Source organism: Paraburkholderia ginsengiterrae, assembly GCF_001645125.1.
Classification (GTDB): Bacteria; Pseudomonadota; Gammaproteobacteria; order Burkholderiales; family Burkholderiaceae; genus Paraburkholderia; species Paraburkholderia ginsengiterrae.
Genome location: NZ_LXKA01000098.1, coordinates 80860 through 97682 on the forward strand (window position 1 = coordinate 80860; position 16823 = coordinate 97682).

The following is a 16823-nucleotide window of genomic DNA, read 5'->3' on the forward strand; positions in this document are numbered from 1 at the left end:
GGAATTACATGTCCATGCCCATGCCGCCCATGCCGCCGGGCATGCCGCCACCCATCGGTGCATCTTCCTTCGGCAGTTCGCAAACAGCTGCGTCGGTCGTCAGCAGGAGACCTGCAACCGAAGCTGCGTTTTGCAGCGCCGTGCGCGTCACCTTCGTCGGATCCACGACACCTGCGTCAACCAGGTCGACGTACTCGCCGGTTGCTGCGTTGTAGCCGTAGTTGCCCTTGCCTGCGGACACTGCTGCCACCACGACGCTGGCTTCTTCACCACCGTTCGTGACGATCTGGCGCAGCGGCTCTTCCATTGCGCGCAGCACGATCTTGATACCTGCGTCCTGATCGGCGTTAGCGCCCTTCAGGCCGGCAACTGCCGTGCGAGCGCGGATCAGCGCGACGCCGCCGCCAGCCACGATGCCTTCTTCCACAGCTGCGCGCGTTGCGTGCAGTGCGTCTTCGACACGTGCCTTCTTTTCCTTCATTTCGACTTCGGTCGCAGCGCCGACCTTGATCACTGCAACACCGCCTGCCAGCTTGGCAACGCGCTCTTGCAGCTTTTCACGGTCGTAGTCCGACGTTGCTTCTTCGATTTGCGTGCGAACTTGCTTCACACGTGCTTCGATGTTCGCAGCTTCGCCAGCGCCGTCGATGATCGTGGTGTTTTCCTTGCCCACTTCGATACGCTTCGCCTGGCCCAGTTCAGCCAGCGTTGCCTTTTCGAGCGTCAGGCCGGTTTCTTCAGCGATGACTTGACCGCCGGTCAGGATCGCGATGTCTTCCAGCATGGCCTTACGGCGATCGCCGAAGCCCGGAGCCTTCACAGCAACCGTCTTCAGGATGCCGCGGATGTTGTTCACCACCAGCGTAGCAAGCGCTTCGCCTTCGACGTCTTCAGCGATGATCAGCAGCGGACGGCCAGCCTTCGCGACTTGTTCCAGAACCGGCAGCAGATCACGGATGTTCGACACCTTCTTGTCGTGCAGCAGCACGAACGGGTTGTCGAGCACGGCAACTTGCTTGTCCGGGTTGTTGATGAAGTACGGCGACAGGTAGCCGCGGTCGAATTGCATACCTTCGACAACGTCCAGCTCGTCTTGCAGCGACTTGCCGTCTTCAACGGTGATGACGCCTTCCTTGCCGACCTTGTCCATTGCTTCAGCGATGCGATCGCCGATCGACGTGTCGCTGTTGGCCGAAATCGCGCCGACTTGTGCGATTTCCTTGTTGGTCGTGCACGGCTTGCTGATCTTGCGCAGTTCTTCGATCGCGGCAGCCACTGCCTTGTCGATACCGCGCTTCAGGTCCATCGGGTTCATGCCCGATGCAACGTACTTCATGCCTTCGCGGACGATGGACTGAGCCAGAACCGTTGCGGTCGTGGTGCCGTCACCTGCGTTGTCGCTGGTCTTGGAAGCGACTTCCTTGACCATTTGCGCGCCCATGTTCTGGAGCTTGTCTTTCAGTTCGATCTCTTTTGCGACCGAAACGCCATCCTTCGTGACCGTCGGGCCGCCGAAGCTGCGTTCCAGGACAACGTTGCGACCCTTCGGGCCCAGCGTGACCTTCACAGCGTTCGCGAGGATGTTCACGCCTTCAACCATCTTGGCACGGGCGGAATCACCGAATACGACGTCTTTAGCTGCCATCTTCCAACTCCTTGAATTCTTGGGATATAACCGGGTAAGTAGCGCTTTGCGCTTACTTCTGCACCACGGCCATGATGTCTTCTTCGCGCATCACGAGCAGTTCGTTGCCGTCGACCTTGACGGTCTGGCCTGCGTACTTGCCGAACAGGACGCGGTCACCAACCTTCACGTCGAGTGCGATTTGTGCACCCTTGTCGTCACGCTTGCCCGGGCCGACTGCCAGAATTTCGCCTTGATCCGGCTTTTCCGCTGCGGCTTCGGGGATCACGATGCCCGACGCGGTCTTGGTTTCTTGATCCAGACGCTTGACGATCACGCGATCATGCAAAGGACGAAGGTTCATACATACTCCTCTCTTGATTGAGACTGAAGAACGCTGAGAAAACCCAGCTGGCCGAGCCAACCGGCGATGTTGTTAGCACTCTCGTGCAGTGAGTGCTAATTATATGGACGGGTGGTGACAAATTCAAGAAGCGTCGGAGAGGGGGTCTCGGAGGGGTATCGAGATTCGCTTAACTTTGAATTTTGCTCGCTTGAGCCTGAACTCCAAGGCTGCGCAGAAACGCGACCGACATGAATTATTCACAACGAAAACAACAACTTGCGATCGCGTCACCACTTGCCTCGGAGCGCTCCTGAAGCCGGCCGCTACAACCTCACCGACCGTTGTCTGGGTGCGCATTACTGCGGTTTTCGCCTTCCCAGGGAATTCCCTATCGTCTTGTCGCCACAATAAATCAGACGAATGTAGCCAGACAACGAGGTCGAAGCTTTCAATACGTAAGGCGCGCGACTACCGTTGTTCAACATGCAGATACCGGTAGTCGTTGTGCCGCATCTCCTGAGGCGTCATTTCATAGGCGCGCCGGAATGCACGGGTAAAGTCGGATGCACTCTTGAAGCCGACTGAATAGCCGACGTCCTTGATCGGCACGCCCGGAAATCGAACGAGCTCGTCAGCGGCGGCGCGCAAGCGAAGATGGCGGATATACGCACCCAGTCCGCCCTCATGCTCGAACAGCCGATAAATCGTGCTGCGCGGAAGCCCCAGCGATTCGATGACGCTCTCGGGTGAAAGTTCGCATGTTTGCAGGTTGGTGCGGACGTACTGTCGCGCATGTTCGAACATGAGCGCGCGGTTGACCGCTCGCTTGCTGCCGCTCAACCCGGCCTCTTTCCCGAATGCGGCCACGATCAGATCAACGAGGCCGGAGAGCTTGCGATGCCCCTCCTCGAACGGCATGTACCGGAAGCTCTCGACTAGCGTCTTGGCACGCTCGACGATCAGCCGGGTGGCAGGCTCGCGCGGATCGAGCACGCGCCCGTGTATCGCCTCCGGGTCCGAGAACACGTGTCGCAACCGGTTGGCGGGCACAACGAGCGTGATGTACCGGCACGCCTGCCGCCGCACGCGTACGGGTTGTCCGAGGTCCGTGGCAAGTATGCTGCCTCCACCCACCTGGTAATCACTGCTCCTCGCGAGCGTGGTCGCCATGTGCGCTTCGCCGTCCAGGAAGATGGTGAAACCGATGCCGCGCGCGTTATCGCGTGAAATGCGCGTGGCGGTGCGTTCGATCATGACATGATCGGTATAGGTGTCGCTGATACGAAATTCGCCGATATCGTAACGGTCGTTGATGCAGGCAAAGGGCTGTCGAACCTGTCCTCGTGACGGCACAATCTCGATAACCTGGCCAAGCTGCTCCCAATAACCCAGCAACTGCTGTTGCGGTGGCAGCCCGGACACATCGAATCGGTTATATACGATGCCATTCGCGAGCATATTGCGATCCCGTAGCAAAGAAGAACGATGACGCGCCCCGCCACCGCGCATCCAGTTAGCGCTTCAAATTGCGCAAGCTTAACTTAATATCGCCAATTCTCGACTGCACCGATTCCGCGCGAATTGGTCGTGTATAACCCGTTCAAATTCCCCATTCATTCTGCATTCCGAAATTTATTGATCATTTTTCCACCGGTGCATGCGCGAGGTCAACTGCAGCTCATCCGCGCGAACCGTAAGAAAAACGTCAGATACCGCCCGTTATCCGAAAGGTGCAATTCGAACCATAGAAACACCACAATTGACTTGCGTCCCGGCCAAATACTGTATAAATTTACAGTACTGTTTTTTTATACAGGATCGGCCATGAATCAACTCATCCGTATCTTGAACGACGGTGACCGCGAAACGCTTGCATGGTTGCGCAAGCATGTCGGAGACCTGCGCGTGACTGCCGCTGCGCGGCATCTGGGGAGCAACGGCAAGCCATACGTGTCGGCGGTGTGCCGCTATCTCGGCGTACGTCCGCCCGCGCCTCGTCAGCAAAGCCGGCCGGTTGAAGACTGCACGGTCGGTGATAACTATCTTGCCCAGATCCGCCAATTGCTGGCACAGAGAAACGAAGCGTCGTTGAAGCACCCGCGTTGACGCCGCGAGTTGCCGCGAGTCCCCAGGAGATAACAATATGATTAACGATTCCGCTCTTGATATGGATGTCCACGACACCCATCCTGTCGCTCCCGAACGCGCACTTCGCAGCGCGTCGCTCGACCTCCAGCAGATCATCGCTACGGTCGCAGGCCGTTACCTCAACAATGGTCGCCGGCAATACTCAAATGGCGCGCAATCACCGACCTGGCGCACGCTGCAGACAATCGACGAACAGGTCTTTGAGAATCGCGGATTCCGGGCGCGACACGATGACACAGTGCGCTCGACGTTCGTCCGGTTTGGGGACAGCCGTTTGTCCGGGATAGATCTCGACGAACCCGTCGACTGGCGACGTGACGACGACGACTTGCCGGCCGTGTATCTGCTCGTGCGCGCATTGGTACAGGCCGACGCCACCGCGTAGAGGCACCGGCCACGGCGAGGCGCTGCATGGCTCACCCGGCGCTACTGCCGGCTATCAGGTTTTCGCCTGCTGCATCATCCAGCGCCGGTATTCGCGCGTGCGCGCCACATCAGCCACCTGTTGCAGAATCAGCGCTCGCAATGGCGACACGCTCGGATTGGGCGTCTTGCCCTGACTCAGTCTGCGCAACTGAAACTTGACGGCAGCCATGTTGGCGAGGGAAGCCAAAGGCTTGTTCTTCCAGGTAATCGGCAAGAGCGCCGGCGCATTCTCCTTGCCGCCACGCCATTCACGCGGCAGATTCGGATCGATCGCCAGGGCCGTTCCGATACCCACCATGTCGACCCCGCTCCTGATCACGTGTTCGGCAACAGGACGGCGGCGAATGCCGCCGGTCACCATCACGGGCATCCTCGCTACCGTCCGGATGTCGCGGGCGAACTCAACGAAGTAGGCTTCACGGGCAAGCGTGCGGCCGTCACGCGCGTCTCCCTGCATGGCGGGGGCCTCATAGCTCCCGCCCGACAACTCAACCAGATCAACGGCCAATTCGTTGAGCAGCCTCACCACCTGACGGGCGTCATCCGCACTGAAGCCGCCGCGCTGGAAATCGGCGGAATTCAGCTTAACGGCCACGGCGAACTCGGGAGAAACCACCGCGCGAACGGCCTTGACGATCGCCAGCAACAGGCGTGCACGATTCTCGAGCGAGCCGCCCCATTCATCCGTCCGCTGATTCGTGAGAGGCGAAAGAAACTGGCTTAGCAGATAGCCGTGCGCTGCGTGGATTTCGACGCCGGTAAATCCGGCCAGCTCTCCCAACCGAGCGGTGCGGGCAAAGCGCTGAATAACATCCTCGATGATTTCCCGCGTCATCGCATGAGGCGTGTTGAAATGCCTGGACATCTTGCCCAGAGCCAACGGTACCGCCGAGGGTGCCCAGGTCCGCTGCCCGAGATTAGCCCGCATCTGGCGACCGGGATGATTGATCTGCAACCAGAATTGCGCCCCCTTGGATCGACCGATCCGCGCCCAACGCCTGAACTCGTCGAGGTGCCTGTCGTCTTCGAGCACCACGCCCCCTGGGCCCGTCATCGCGCGGCTGTCCACCATCACGTTACCGGTAATCAGCAGCCCCGCGCCGCCATCCGCCCACGCCTGATAGAGACGCATCAGTTGCTCGGACGGTGCATGGTCCGCATCGGCCATGTTCTCTTCCATGGCGGCCTTGGCGATGCGGTTGGGAATCGTTGACCCGTTGGGTAGTGCCAACTCGTCGAACACGTTCATGGGTTCACCTCGTTTGATCGTGGTTCGACTTTAAGGTTGAAGTCAACTTTAATGTCAATACCCTTTGTGAGGTGAAATGCTCGCTGTACAAACGGCAATTCGCTCAACGCTCGAGCGTTTCGCAGTGTGACTTGATGAACCCCTATACGAAGGCAGGCGAGCGCCGGAAGGCAAACCTTCCGACGCCCGTGACTATCAGCTTCGCACGAACGCTAGCAAATCTGCGTTGATCGTTTCGGCATTGGAGGTGGGCATGCCGTGCGGGAAGCCCGCGTATGTCTTCAGCGTGCTGTTCCTGGCCAGCTTCGCCGACAGGAGACCGGAGTCTGCATAAGGAACGATCTGATCGTCGTCGCCATGCATCACCAGTACGGGAATCGTGGTGCTTTTAAGGTCTTCGGTGAAGTCCGTCTGCGAGAAGGCGACGATGCCGTCATAGTGGGCCTTGGCGCTACCCATCATGCCCTGCCGCCACCAGTTCCAGATCACGCCTTGCGACGGTGTCGCACCTGGGCGGTTATAGCCGTAGAAAGGGCCGGCCGGAACGTCGTAATAGAACTGCGCGCGATTCGCCGCGAGCTGCGCCTGGAGGTCGTCGAAGACCTGCTTGGGGAGACCGCCTGGATTGCTCTCCGTCTTGACCATGAGCGGCGGGACCGCACTGATGAGCACCGCCTTGGAAACGCGGTCCTCCCCATGTCGCGCGACATAGTGGATCACCTCGCCGCCGCCCGTGGAGTGGCCCACATGAATGGCCTTCTGCACGCCAAGGTGGTTCACGACTGCTGCCACATCATCGGCATAGTGGTCCATGTCATGCCCATCCCAGACCTGACTGGAGCGCCCGTGGCCGCGACGGTCATGCGCGACGACCCGATAGCCTTGCGCCAGAAAAAACAGCATCTGGGCATCCCAGTCGTCGGCGCTTAGCGGCCAGCCGTGATGAAAGAAAATCACCTGCGCATCCCGTGGCCCCCAGTCTTTGTAGAAGATGTCAACGCCATCCTTCGTCGTCACATATGCCATGTTTGATTCTCCTGAGTAATGCGTGAGCTTTCAATCAGTGATGTGAATCGTGACAGTTACCGCCCGGCAGTCGAGCCCAGCTCCTTTTCAAAAGGGGTAAATAACCTGAGGTGAATATGGCCGGGAAGGCGCTCCTACATGCGGCGCGTTAGCGGCGCACTTCGGAATACGCGACCCGCGAAGCGGTGTTCCCCGCCGAACCGGTTCGCCTGATTTCTCGCCGAACCGACAAACACTGTAGGATTAAAGTTAAGGTTAGTGTCAATGCTTTTTTCAGATGCCGTATGAAAATCGGCGAACGGACGAAGCTCCGCGACCCTTGCCTCGCCACGAGCTAAACCAGAATAAACGCGCACGAGCGGCCGCATTAGAAGCGAACCTCCACTATCCATATCTGGACGCTTGACCTTCAAGTTGAGTTCAACCTTAAAGTGCTGATAGCCGGCTGTTGACCGGCATGCCTCAGGCACCGCGTGGCGGGATATTCATCGAGAAAGGTCAACGAACATGGATAGGCGGTTTACACAGGTCGATTTCGGACCGCACAAAGTCGACGTACCCGCAGGCGGGTACTATGACCGTTTCCGGATGAACCCAAACCTCGATGAAGTGGCTCGGGATCCCGCCGCGGGGAACATCGACTACTTTCGCAGGATACCGAAGCATCTGGTCGAATCGCGAGTAGGCCCGACGTGGGCGCCCAACTTCTACTACCGCACCAGCAATATCCAGCTGCTCTTTCTGGCTCCGCTCGCCAGGCTGCGCGCGATGCTGCCGGCACCGCTCGAACCTTTGCGGGCATTCCCGGGTTATGGGCTGGTGGCGCTGACCTTCTTTTCGTACGCCGTTTGCGATAACGATCCCTACGACGAAGTCTCCGTTGCAGTGGTGATCCGCCGCCCCGGCGCGCGAGGTTCCCACACGCTGGAACTGCTCGATTCCATGCGCCGCCGCAGTTTCCACGCACATGTGCTTGCGTTGCCCGTCACCACGGAAATTGCACGGGTACGCGGGGTGTACGGCTACCAGTTGCCCAAGTGGTGCACGGAGATCGGCATGAGCATCGGTGCCGATGTAAGGGCCCATATAGCCGGCCCCAGTGGCACGCCGGACCTGACCCTGAGTGCGCCGCTTCCGGCCCTGCGCAATGTCGCGCCCCAATCCCATATGGGGACGTCCACCATGATCAATCTGGTCGACGGACAATGGCATCAGGCCACGGTTCAAACCAACACGCTCTCGTTCGCTCAGCGCCTGTTCCCGCGAGACGTGAAGCTGTTGCGCAGTGGCGGCCCGCTGAGCCAATTGCTCGACGGGTTGGGTGCCTCGACCATCGTTCGTCTGGACGTGGTCAAGGACGCGCAGGTGGTTCTGAATCTGCCAACGCCGTTAAAGGCTTTCGACTGTGCTTGAACGCAAACCAGAACGCGTGATTTCCAGCCGCCCAAAACAATAAACCCGTGAGGAAAACGTTCATGACCGCTCCGGACTATGACGTTGTCGTGTTTGGCGCCACCAGCTTTGTCGGCCAGATCCTGACGCGATACCTGGCCGAACACTTCGCCAGTCAGACCGAAACCTTGCGCTGGGCCATTGCGGGCCGATCCATGACGAAGCTCGAAGAGCTCAAGCGCTCGCTGGGCGCGGCGGGGCAATCCCTGCCCATCATCGTCGCCGACTCTGCCAGCGAAACCCAGTTGCGAGCCCTGTGCGCACAGACCCGCGTGGTGGTGTCCACCGTCGGCCCTTACGCCCTCTATGGCGAACCGCTGATCAAGGTGTGCGCGGAAACAGGCACGGACTACTGCGACCTCACTGGCGAAACACAGTGGATCAGGAAGATGGTCGGGAAATACGAGTCCACCGCACAGCAATCGGGCGCACGCATCGTTCATTGCTGTGGCTTCGACTCGATACCTTCGGACATGGGCGTCTGGTTCCTGCAGCAACAGGCGAGGCGGCTATGGAATGCCCCGGCCACCCGCGTCAAGATGCGTATCAAAACGCTCAAGGGCGGCGCATCGGGCGGCACGGTCGCCAGCGTCATCAACGTGGTCCAGGAAGCCGCGGCCGATCCGTCCTTGCGCAAGCAACTGCTTGATCCCTATGCCCTCTGCTCCCAAGGTCACGACTTCAAGGCGCGCCAGCATTTTGTCAAATCGGCGGAATTCGATACCGACTTCGAAGCATGGATCGCCCCCTTCGTCATGGCGGCTATCAACGAGCGCGTGGTTCACCGCTCCAATGCTCTGTCGGGCAAGGCCTATGGCAGTCAGTTCACCTATGACGAAGCCATATTGACAGGAACAGGCGTCAAAGGCCGCCTGCGAGCGCTCGCGATCGTAGCCGGTCTCGGTGCATTCATGGCGGGTATCGTCATGAGCCCCATACGCCGCCTGATGGAACGCTTCCTGTTGCCCAAACCCGGTGAAGGTCCCAGCCCTGAGGCACAGTTAGCCGGTTGCTACGATCTGCGTTTCTTCGGTCGAACCGACGACGGGCACACCTTGCGTGTGAAAGTCACCGGGGATCGCGATCCGGGGTACGGCTCGACTAGCAGGATGCTGGGCCAGGCGGCGATCAGTCTCGCAATGGATCACGTCGAGGACGGTATCAAGACTGGGCGTGCCGGCGGCTTCTGGACACCTGCCACGATGTTCGACGAACGCTTCATCGAGCGTCTGACGCGCTATGCGGGTTTGCGTTTCGAGCTGTTAAGTTGATGGTCAGATCAATTCAGGCCAAGGAGTATCCGAACCATGAAAATCGGCGAACTGGCGGAGCGCACGGGCCTTGCCCCTTCGCGCATCCGTTTCTACGAAGACATCGGCCTGCTGAAGGTCGAGCGTGAGTCGAACGGCTACCGGACCTATCCGAGTCAAACCGTGCTGTTGCTCAACCTGATTACGGGTGCGCAGCAGGCCGGTTTCAGTCTCGACGAGATTCGCACGCTGCTGCCGCCCGATCTTGCGCAGTGGCAGCATGGCTCGCTGGTCGACACGCTGCGCAGCAAGGTGCAGGACATCGAGGCGCTGGAGATGCGGCTTGCGCAAAGCAAGGCGCATCTCGTCGCGCTTCTGGCGGAGATCGAGGCGAAACCCGCGGAAATTGACTGCGCCACCAATGCGAAGAGAGTGCTATCGCGGTTACGGTCAGGGGAACTGGAAAGCCCGGTTCTCGCTACCAGCGACGTCACAACACTTCGCAAGGCAACCCGGCGCCGACCGGCCAGGTCCGGCAAATAGTCGATTCGGAGCCTGCGCAACACTGCCGCGTTGGCCCCCTGCCGTCGATCAGAGCAGTGCCGCGACCTGCTCGGCCGTCGCCTTGGCCGATTGCGGATTCTGGCCGGTCACGAGGCGACCATCGGTCACGACCTTGGAGACGAACGGCAGCAAGGCTTTCTCGTAGCGCGCACCGCGTCGGACCATCTCCTCTTCGGCGTTGTAGGGCACTTTTTTGGCGACTCCGGCCAGCACCTCCTCCACCCACGAATAACCGGTGACCCGGCGCCCCGCGACCAGCAGCTTGCCGTCCGACAGTGGCGTGTTGAGCAGGCCGCAATAGCCGTGGCAGACCGACGAGACGATTCCGCCGCGCTCGTAGATGTCGCGTGTGAGCCGTTGCAGGCCCGCATCATCGGGATAGTCCCACATGACGGCGTGGCCGCCGGTGAAATAGATCGCATCGAAGTCCGCCGGATCGATCTGATCGGGTCGGGCAGTGGTCGATAAAAGCGTCTGACGTTCCTTATCCGCCAGCCACTCCTTGACGGAAGCATCGGCAAGCGGCCACTTGAGCGAGCGAGGTTCCAGAGGGGAAACACCGCCCTTTGGACTCACGAGGCGCTGCTCATACCCTTTCCCGGCAAAGACATGCCATGCATGTGTCAACTCGGATAGCCACAGGCCGGTCGGCTCAGCCTGGTCGGCATAGTTGGCGACGTTGCTGACGACGTGAAGAATGCGCTTGGTCATGTCGAAAATCCCTTTTCCTCTACCAACGAATGATGACGCGGACGGGTCGCTACGACTCGTCCGGCAGTCACAACCATAACGTTGAAGTAAAGCTGAAGGTCAAGGGGTTTTAATGGCTTGGCTTCGGCGTCACATGCCAGCGGCGGCGCCTGCTAGCTCCACTTCGACCCGATCGTCTCCAAGCCGGATTTCGCCAGGTCTGCCGGGAGCATCACGACGCGAAACTCGCAGTCGGCGTTGAACTTGAGAAAGAACGGCTCCGCAAATGAGGGAATCTGCGACGGATCATCGAGGTTGATGATGAGCACGGCTCCGCGCCCGCCGTTTTGCTCAGTAAAATACGCCGCTTCCGGTTTCGTCTCTTCAAGTATCTTCGCTATCAGTTCCCCGATCGTGCCGTCGCGCACAAAAGCGTTGAAGGGCTCGTGGGGAAATCGTACGTTGAGAAGCATGCGCATGGTCGTTCTCCTTGCCTGCGGCTGTAAAAGAACCGCTCAAGCATAAGAGATCTCCAGTGTTAGTTTTGTGACCTCGCCAACACTCCCCGCGCGTTGGTGCGGAGTCGATCGCAATAACCGATGGCTTGCGTCCTGGTTAGCTGAACGGCGCCTTTTCCGGTTCGGCCGCATACTTGTCCCGGATCGCGTTCACGCAGTGCGTGAACCGCGTGCGGAAACCGACGGGATCGGTGCTCGGCGGCGTGAGTCCCTCCGTCGTAACTTTCCATCCGTCCTCCGTCCGAATGGCATCGAGATCGAACGAAGCACCCGGCTCGTCCTCGAGAATCACGGTCTCGCGCACCTCGCGGCTGCCGGCGCGGATGATCGCCTGACATCCCTGGCGAAGCCCCCCCGAGATATGCGCTTTGCCGCTGTTCGGAGCAACGTTATCCGGAGCGGCGCCGTACATGCGCATGGTGATGAATTGAGGCGGCGTCCCGGCGGTAACGAATGCGACGTCGGTCTCCGATATGCCGTCGCTGCAGCCGCTGACCAGGCTGGAAATCGCAACCAGCATGATCCCGGCACATGTATATCGGAGGCTCGAAGTGTCGTGGCGTGGCATGGTTCATCCATGAATAGACGGTCTGCAGCCGGTCGTTAGAACCGCTGCCGAACTCGCCAAACACTTTGGACATTGCCGTGTGAGCGTATTCGATTGCTAACGTGCGGGCTTACGCAAATGCATAACGGCATGCGTGAGCGATTCTTTAGATAAAGCCCGTTGGACTGGCTGAATCGCCGCTCTACGCACCGTCCGCCTCTTCATAGCTCGCGAACAACTGACATACGGCTCGCTGATCGAGACAACCGTGCAGCAACTCGCGGAACCGGTGATCGCAGAAGCGCTGCGCAACATCGGCCAGCAGCCGCAAATGCGTGCTGTTCGCCCATTCCGGAACGAGCAGAACAACCACGTCGCTCACCGGTTTGCCATCTGGCGCATCGAACGGAACCGGCTTCGCGGGACGGACATAAAAAGCCATGGCCTGGCGCAGCGTTCGTATCTGACCGTGTGGAACTGCCACGCCCTGGCCGAGGCCGGTCGAGCCCAGCGCTTCACGTGCCGCGAGCCCGGCGGTGACGTCCGCAGCGGGGAGCCCATAGTCCTGCTCGAAGAACTGTCCGAACTGCGTGAACAGTGTCTCCCGGTCGGCCGCTTCCAGACCCAGCAGAACGTGACGCGGTGCAAGCAGTTGCGCGAGGGTGCTCCCTTTTTCGGCCGCTTCAACGCTGTCGGCGCGCGCGTGCGGCTCACCATCCATCAGATCCCGCCACGCGTCTGTCGGCGCGGCGGGGATTTCAAGCAACTGTCCCATTTCGGCGGCCGGCGCCAGATGCGCGAGCCGTTGAATCGCACCGTTGACTGCTTCCCTCGGCAGATAGAGCGATAGCCGCACGCGGCCCGTTCCGTGCAGTGGTGCGACGCGAATGGTCCATTGCTGATCGCCACAGTCCCGGATCAGCGCCTGGCGCAACGGCGTGGCGTGCTGCGCGTCCAGAGTGACGCGCATCATGACGTTGCGGCTGGGCGCCGCCCGCGAGCGGCCGTCGGGCGGCGTTTTACCCATTCCGAGAAGGGTCCGTAGACCAACCAGCGCGCGGGTCATGGCGGCTCCTGTGCGTTATCTGTTATCAGGTTAACCGGATCGCCATCAACTTGGCGTAAAAATTGCCGCCGGTCGCCAACCCGAGCAGACGACGTAACCCGAACCGACCTCACGGGCAGCCAATCAGCCGGTAGCAAGCGATTCCATTGCCTACACTCAGGTTACGCGCAAAACACTTTCGAGCAGCACGATCGCCGTAGCGTTCGCGCTGGAGCTTGCGCGTGTGAATTCCTACCCGTGTCAACCGTAAGGGGAATCGTCATGGCAACTTATGTGGTGCTTGCTCAATTCACCGATCAAGGTATTCGCAATGTCAAAGCCAGCCCGCAGCGCGCAGGTATGGCAGCGGAATTGGCCAAGTCGTTTGGCTGTGAAATGAGAGAGATCTATTGGACGGTTGGCCAATATGACATTGTTACGCTCGTCGACGCACCGGATGAACAAAGCTTCGCGGCCTTCGGCTACGCACTCGGGTCCGCGGGAAATGTCCGCACGCAAACGCTGCGTGCTTTCACGAAGGACGAATTCAGCGCGATCGTCAGCAAGGTCGCCTGACTCACGCAATCATCGGCACGCGAACCGTGTGCTTTCCGCGACTCAATTTCACGAGGTCACTATGAACGCTCAAGCAAACGACGGCGAAGACGTGCGCGCATTCGTGCAAACGGCCGAGCAGTCGGGTTCGTATGTCTGGGTCATTACGCTGGTCGACTTTGGCGCACAAAAGGTCAAACGCTCGCTCGTTTCGGACGAGACGTTCGCCATGCGCGCCGCGGCTCAGGACGCCGGCGATGCCTACCTGAAAGGGCTGGCGGCAGACCGGTAGGCACACCTGCGCCTTCCTGTTTTCGCGCGCAAGCCGACTACAGCTGGAACGGGGGCAAAGGGCCGCCAGAGGAGGACGTCAATGTCCACAACGCACAAGGCTTCCGGATTACCGTTCGAGGTATCCGTCGAAGCAGGCAGTTACAGCGTGACTCGACCCGCAAGCGCGAGCGATGTGATCGGCCTGTTGCAGAGCAATAATATTCAGATCGTCGATCTGAAATTCACCGACCTGCCCGGACTCTGGCAGCACTTCTCGATCACCCTGCCTGAGGTTCACCCTGACCTGTTTGACGCGGGGATCGGTTTCGACGGCTCGTCGATTCGCGGCTTCCAGGAGATCCACGAATCGGACATGCTGCTCAGGCCCGATCCGGCCACGGCCTTCGTCGATCCGGTTTGCGAAACGCCCACGCTGTCGCTCATCTGCGACGTGGTCGATCCGGTCTTGCAGCAGCCGTATTCGCGCGATCCACGCTACGTCGCGAAAAAGGCGGAGAACTATCTGTGTCAGACCGGAATCGGCACGACGTGCTATATCGGTCCCGAGCTCGAGTTCTTCATCTTCGACTCGATCCGCTTCGGGCAGGACCAGCATTGCGGCTTCTACTACGTCGAGTCCGCCGAAGGCGACTGGACCACCGGACGCGACGAGGGTGCGTACGGCGGCGGCAATCTCGGCTACAAACAGCGCTACAAGGAGGGCTATTTTCCGGTTCCGCCTCACGACACGCTCCAGGAGATCCGCTCGGAGATCACGCTCGCACTGCAGCAAGCCGGCATACAGATCGAAGTGCATCACCATGAAGTCGCGACCGCCGGGCAGAACGAAATCGACATGCGGTTTGCCGCGCTCACCCGGATGGCCGACAACGTGATGATCTACAAGTACGTCTGCAAGAACGTCGCGCGCCGCCACGGGAAAGTGGCGACTTTCATGCCGAAGCCGCTGTTCGCCGACAACGCCAGCGGCATGCATTGTCACCAGAGCCTGTGGCGAGACGATCAGAATCTCTTTTACGACGCCAACGGCTGGGCACTCACCTCGGACTTGTGCCGCTGGTACATCGGCGGCCTGCTGCAGCATGCCCCCGCGCTGATGGCCTTTTGTGCGCCGACAACAAACTCCTACAAGCGTCTGGTGCCGGGATACGAGGCGCCCGTCAATCTCGCGATGTCGCAGCGCAACCGTTCCGCTGCGGCGCGCATTCCGATGTACTCGGATTCGCCGGGCGCGCGGCGGGTCGAATTCCGATGCCCGGATCCATCGGCTAATGCTTACCTGGCTTTCGCGGCGATGCTGATGGCGGGCCTCGATGGAATCGAAAACCGGACCGATCCGGGCGACCCGCTCGACCGCAACATTTACGACCTTTCGCCCGAAGAAGCGAGCACCATCCGGCAGGTGCCAGGCTCGCTCGAGGCGGCGCTCGCGGCACTGGAAGCCGACTCCGGCTTTTTGCGCAAAGGCGACGTTTTCACCGACGACGTGATTCAGACGTGGATCAACTACAAGCGCACACGCGAAATCGATACGATCAAACTGCGCCCGCATCCCTGGGAGTTCTACCTGTACTTCGATACCTGAAACGAGGGGCTGGCCGGCCGTGATCGCGCGCACAGGTGCGCTCCCGCCCCTGTATCCGGGTGACTATAATTAAAGCGGTCACCTTTACTTCAGGTGGGCCTGGCTCAGGCGGTAGCCCCCAAACAGGACGTCGACCCGAACGGGTTCCGCCGCGGGGAGATTCACATGTTCAAACATCTGTTGGTACCGACCGACGGCTCGGCGCTCTCCAAGGCCGCCATTCAACTCGCGGTGAAACTCGCGGCGGAAAGCGGCGCCAAGGTGACGGGGCTCCACGTCATCCCTGAATTCCGGGTGCTCGCGTACGGCACCGAAATGATCGCGGACAACGAAGACCGCGTCATTCAGGCCGCCCGGCACCATGCGGACGACTATCTCGCGGTCATCACCAAGGCGGCGGCACAGGCAGGTGTCGAATGCAATACGATTGCCACAAACCGCGCCCATCCGTACGACGCGATCATCAACGTCGCCGATGAACAGGAGTGCGATCTCATCGTCATGGCGTCCCACGGTCGAAGCGGCATGCGCGCGCTTTTGCTGGGCAGCGAGACCCAGAAGGTCCTCACGCACAGTCAGATCCCGGTGCTCGTTGTTCGGCAGCCGGCGTAATGCGGCGCTTCTGCGAGGAGATTGAGAGCAATGAAGCGCGCTCGCTTCATCAAGTTCGGCGTGGCGGCAACGCCCAAGGGTATTCCTTGAGTTTGTCGCCATTTCACGACGTTGTGTCCTGATTCGACTGCAGGATGGCGGTTTCGCGCGCTATGACCGTGTATTGCGCTGACCATACACAGTGTTACGCTGAGGAAAGCAGCCTTCGCGACAGTGAGCCGCCATTGCGCGGCAGAATCGTCAGCAATCAGAACACACCGCGAAGCGCTATTGCCTACGAGAGGCGAAACATCGCTGCGGGAGCGACTGCGATGCAAATCAAAACATATGCCGTACTGACATTGGCCGTAATTAGCAGTGCTGCCTTCGCATGGCAGCCGCTCACCTATCCGGTCAGAAGTCAGGGCCCCTATCAGCGCAGCATTGACAACGCAACCTGCTTCGCCGCGGCAACCAAGGAAAGCAAGGTTAACATCGTTCGCGAATCGCAGATTCCGCCACGCAAACCGGCTGCTACCCACGCGTCATCGACCGGCGCGCCGTCGCGGCCACCCTTGCCGTCCAGCACCTTTTCTGCCATGCCGCCGGGCGCGAGCATGCCGGCCGCCGCGGCCGCGCCTGGCGCCAGCGCGCCGGCGGCAACGACCACGGCGGCGACAGGCGCTTCAGCGCCCAACGCGGCGAGCGCGGTTCCGGCCAGCACCGCCACGGCCGCCACAGCGGCATCGGCAGCGGGTGGGAGCGGCACGGCGGAGACGACAGCTGAGGCATCCGGCGTGAAACTGCCGCCGCTGCCGGCTCCGGAGCCGCCCATGACGCGGTATTGGGCCGCGTATGGTGCGTGCATGCAGGCACGGGGTTACGTCGTCGTCCAGTAACGGGGCATCCAGGC

General features: G+C 60.3%; 19 protein-coding genes. 10 read left to right on the forward strand and 9 right to left on the reverse strand.

The features are described from left to right. Window positions 1-4 precede the first annotated feature (4 nt). The 3 genes from groL to A6V37_RS07265 form a co-directional block, all read right to left on the reverse strand. A complete protein-coding gene (gene groL, locus A6V37_RS07255) occupies window positions 5-1645 on the reverse strand; it encodes a chaperonin GroEL (protein ID WP_064272431.1) in 1641 nt (546 codons plus the stop codon). A 52-nt stretch (window positions 1646-1697) separates the two neighbouring features. Further along, window positions 1698-1988: a co-chaperone GroES gene (gene groES, locus A6V37_RS07260; RefSeq protein ID WP_007178996.1), complete on the reverse strand. Its 291-nt coding sequence runs from the start codon at window positions 1986-1988 to the stop codon at window positions 1698-1700. A gap of 450 nt (window positions 1989-2438) precedes the next feature. Further along, entirely contained in the window at window positions 2439-3428 is a 990-nt protein-coding gene (locus A6V37_RS07265; RefSeq protein ID WP_064272432.1) for a helix-turn-helix domain-containing protein, read from the reverse strand. A 366-nt stretch (window positions 3429-3794) separates the two neighbouring features. Here A6V37_RS07265 and A6V37_RS07270 point away from each other — a divergent pair, with 366 nt between their 5' ends. Both A6V37_RS07270 and A6V37_RS07275 read left to right on the forward strand, forming a co-directional pair. Then, window positions 3795-4076: a CppA family protein gene (locus A6V37_RS07270; protein WP_064272433.1), complete on the forward strand. Its 282-nt coding sequence runs from the start codon at window positions 3795-3797 to the stop codon at window positions 4074-4076. 37 nt (window positions 4077-4113) lie between these two features. Then, window positions 4114-4503, forward strand: coding sequence for a DUF2471 domain-containing protein (locus A6V37_RS07275; RefSeq protein WP_064272434.1), 390 nt, complete (start codon window positions 4114-4116; stop codon window positions 4501-4503). 54 nt (window positions 4504-4557) lie between these two features. Here A6V37_RS07275 and A6V37_RS07280 read toward each other — a convergent pair whose 3' ends face one another. Beyond that, window positions 4558-5793 (reverse strand): NADH:flavin oxidoreductase/NADH oxidase family protein, encoded by a 1236-nt coding sequence (locus A6V37_RS07280; protein WP_064272435.1) that lies wholly within the window; start codon window positions 5791-5793, stop codon window positions 4558-4560. A gap of 195 nt (window positions 5794-5988) precedes the next feature. After that, entirely contained in the window at window positions 5989-6819 is an 831-nt protein-coding gene (locus A6V37_RS07285) for an alpha/beta fold hydrolase (RefSeq protein WP_064272436.1), read from the reverse strand. A 507-nt stretch (window positions 6820-7326) separates the two neighbouring features. On the opposite strand from A6V37_RS07285, the gene A6V37_RS07290 reads away from it, so the two are divergent. The 3 genes from A6V37_RS07290 (at window position 7327) to A6V37_RS07300 (ending at window position 10064) form a co-directional block, all read left to right on the forward strand. Continuing rightward, window positions 7327-8232: a hypothetical protein gene (locus A6V37_RS07290; protein ID WP_064272437.1), complete on the forward strand. Its 906-nt coding sequence runs from the start codon at window positions 7327-7329 to the stop codon at window positions 8230-8232. Between the two features lie 62 nt (window positions 8233-8294). Beyond that, window positions 8295-9542, forward strand: coding sequence for a saccharopine dehydrogenase family protein (locus tag A6V37_RS07295; RefSeq protein ID WP_064272438.1), 1248 nt, complete (start codon window positions 8295-8297; stop codon window positions 9540-9542). 36 nt (window positions 9543-9578) lie between these two features. Then, window positions 9579-10064, forward strand: a complete 486-nt coding sequence (locus A6V37_RS07300) for a MerR family transcriptional regulator (protein WP_064272439.1) — start codon at window positions 9579-9581, stop codon at window positions 10062-10064. Between the two features lie 48 nt (window positions 10065-10112). Here A6V37_RS07300 and A6V37_RS07305 read toward each other — a convergent pair whose 3' ends face one another. The 4 genes from A6V37_RS07305 to A6V37_RS39895 all read right to left on the reverse strand — a co-directional run bounded on the left by A6V37_RS07305 (window position 10113) and on the right by A6V37_RS39895 (window position 12906). Beyond that, on the reverse strand, window positions 10113-10796 hold the full coding sequence (locus tag A6V37_RS07305; protein ID WP_064272440.1) for a type 1 glutamine amidotransferase domain-containing protein: 684 nt from the start codon (window positions 10794-10796) through the stop codon (window positions 10113-10115). A gap of 152 nt (window positions 10797-10948) precedes the next feature. Next, window positions 10949-11254, reverse strand: a complete 306-nt coding sequence (locus tag A6V37_RS07310; RefSeq protein ID WP_064272441.1) for a hypothetical protein — start codon at window positions 11252-11254, stop codon at window positions 10949-10951. A gap of 136 nt (window positions 11255-11390) precedes the next feature. Continuing rightward, window positions 11391-11813, reverse strand: coding sequence for a hypothetical protein (locus A6V37_RS07315; protein WP_064272442.1), 423 nt, complete (start codon window positions 11811-11813; stop codon window positions 11391-11393). 229 nt (window positions 11814-12042) lie between these two features. Further along, on the reverse strand, window positions 12043-12906 hold the full coding sequence (locus tag A6V37_RS39895; RefSeq protein ID WP_082902935.1) for a PTS sugar transporter subunit IIA: 864 nt from the start codon (window positions 12904-12906) through the stop codon (window positions 12043-12045). Between the two features lie 261 nt (window positions 12907-13167). Here A6V37_RS39895 and A6V37_RS07325 point away from each other — a divergent pair, with 261 nt between their 5' ends. The 5 genes from A6V37_RS07325 (at window position 13168) to A6V37_RS42090 (ending at window position 16809) form a co-directional block, all read left to right on the forward strand. Next, window positions 13168-13461: a GYD domain-containing protein gene (locus tag A6V37_RS07325; protein WP_064272443.1), complete on the forward strand. Its 294-nt coding sequence runs from the start codon at window positions 13168-13170 to the stop codon at window positions 13459-13461. A gap of 61 nt (window positions 13462-13522) precedes the next feature. Beyond that, the gene (locus tag A6V37_RS07330) at window positions 13523-13732 is read left to right on the forward strand and encodes a hypothetical protein (protein WP_064272444.1); all 210 of its coding nucleotides are present in this window, start codon (window positions 13523-13525) and stop codon (window positions 13730-13732) included. Between the two features lie 81 nt (window positions 13733-13813). Continuing rightward, window positions 13814-15319 (forward strand): type I glutamate--ammonia ligase, encoded by a 1506-nt coding sequence (gene glnA / locus A6V37_RS07335; protein ID WP_064272445.1) that lies wholly within the window; start codon window positions 13814-13816, stop codon window positions 15317-15319. A 165-nt stretch (window positions 15320-15484) separates the two neighbouring features. Beyond that, complete coding sequence (locus A6V37_RS07340) at window positions 15485-15931, forward strand: universal stress protein (protein ID WP_064272446.1); 447 nt, start codon at window positions 15485-15487, stop codon at window positions 15929-15931. A gap of 311 nt (window positions 15932-16242) precedes the next feature. Beyond that, window positions 16243-16809, forward strand: a complete 567-nt coding sequence (locus A6V37_RS42090) for a hypothetical protein (protein ID WP_075643425.1) — start codon at window positions 16243-16245, stop codon at window positions 16807-16809. Window positions 16810-16823 lie beyond the last annotated feature (14 nt).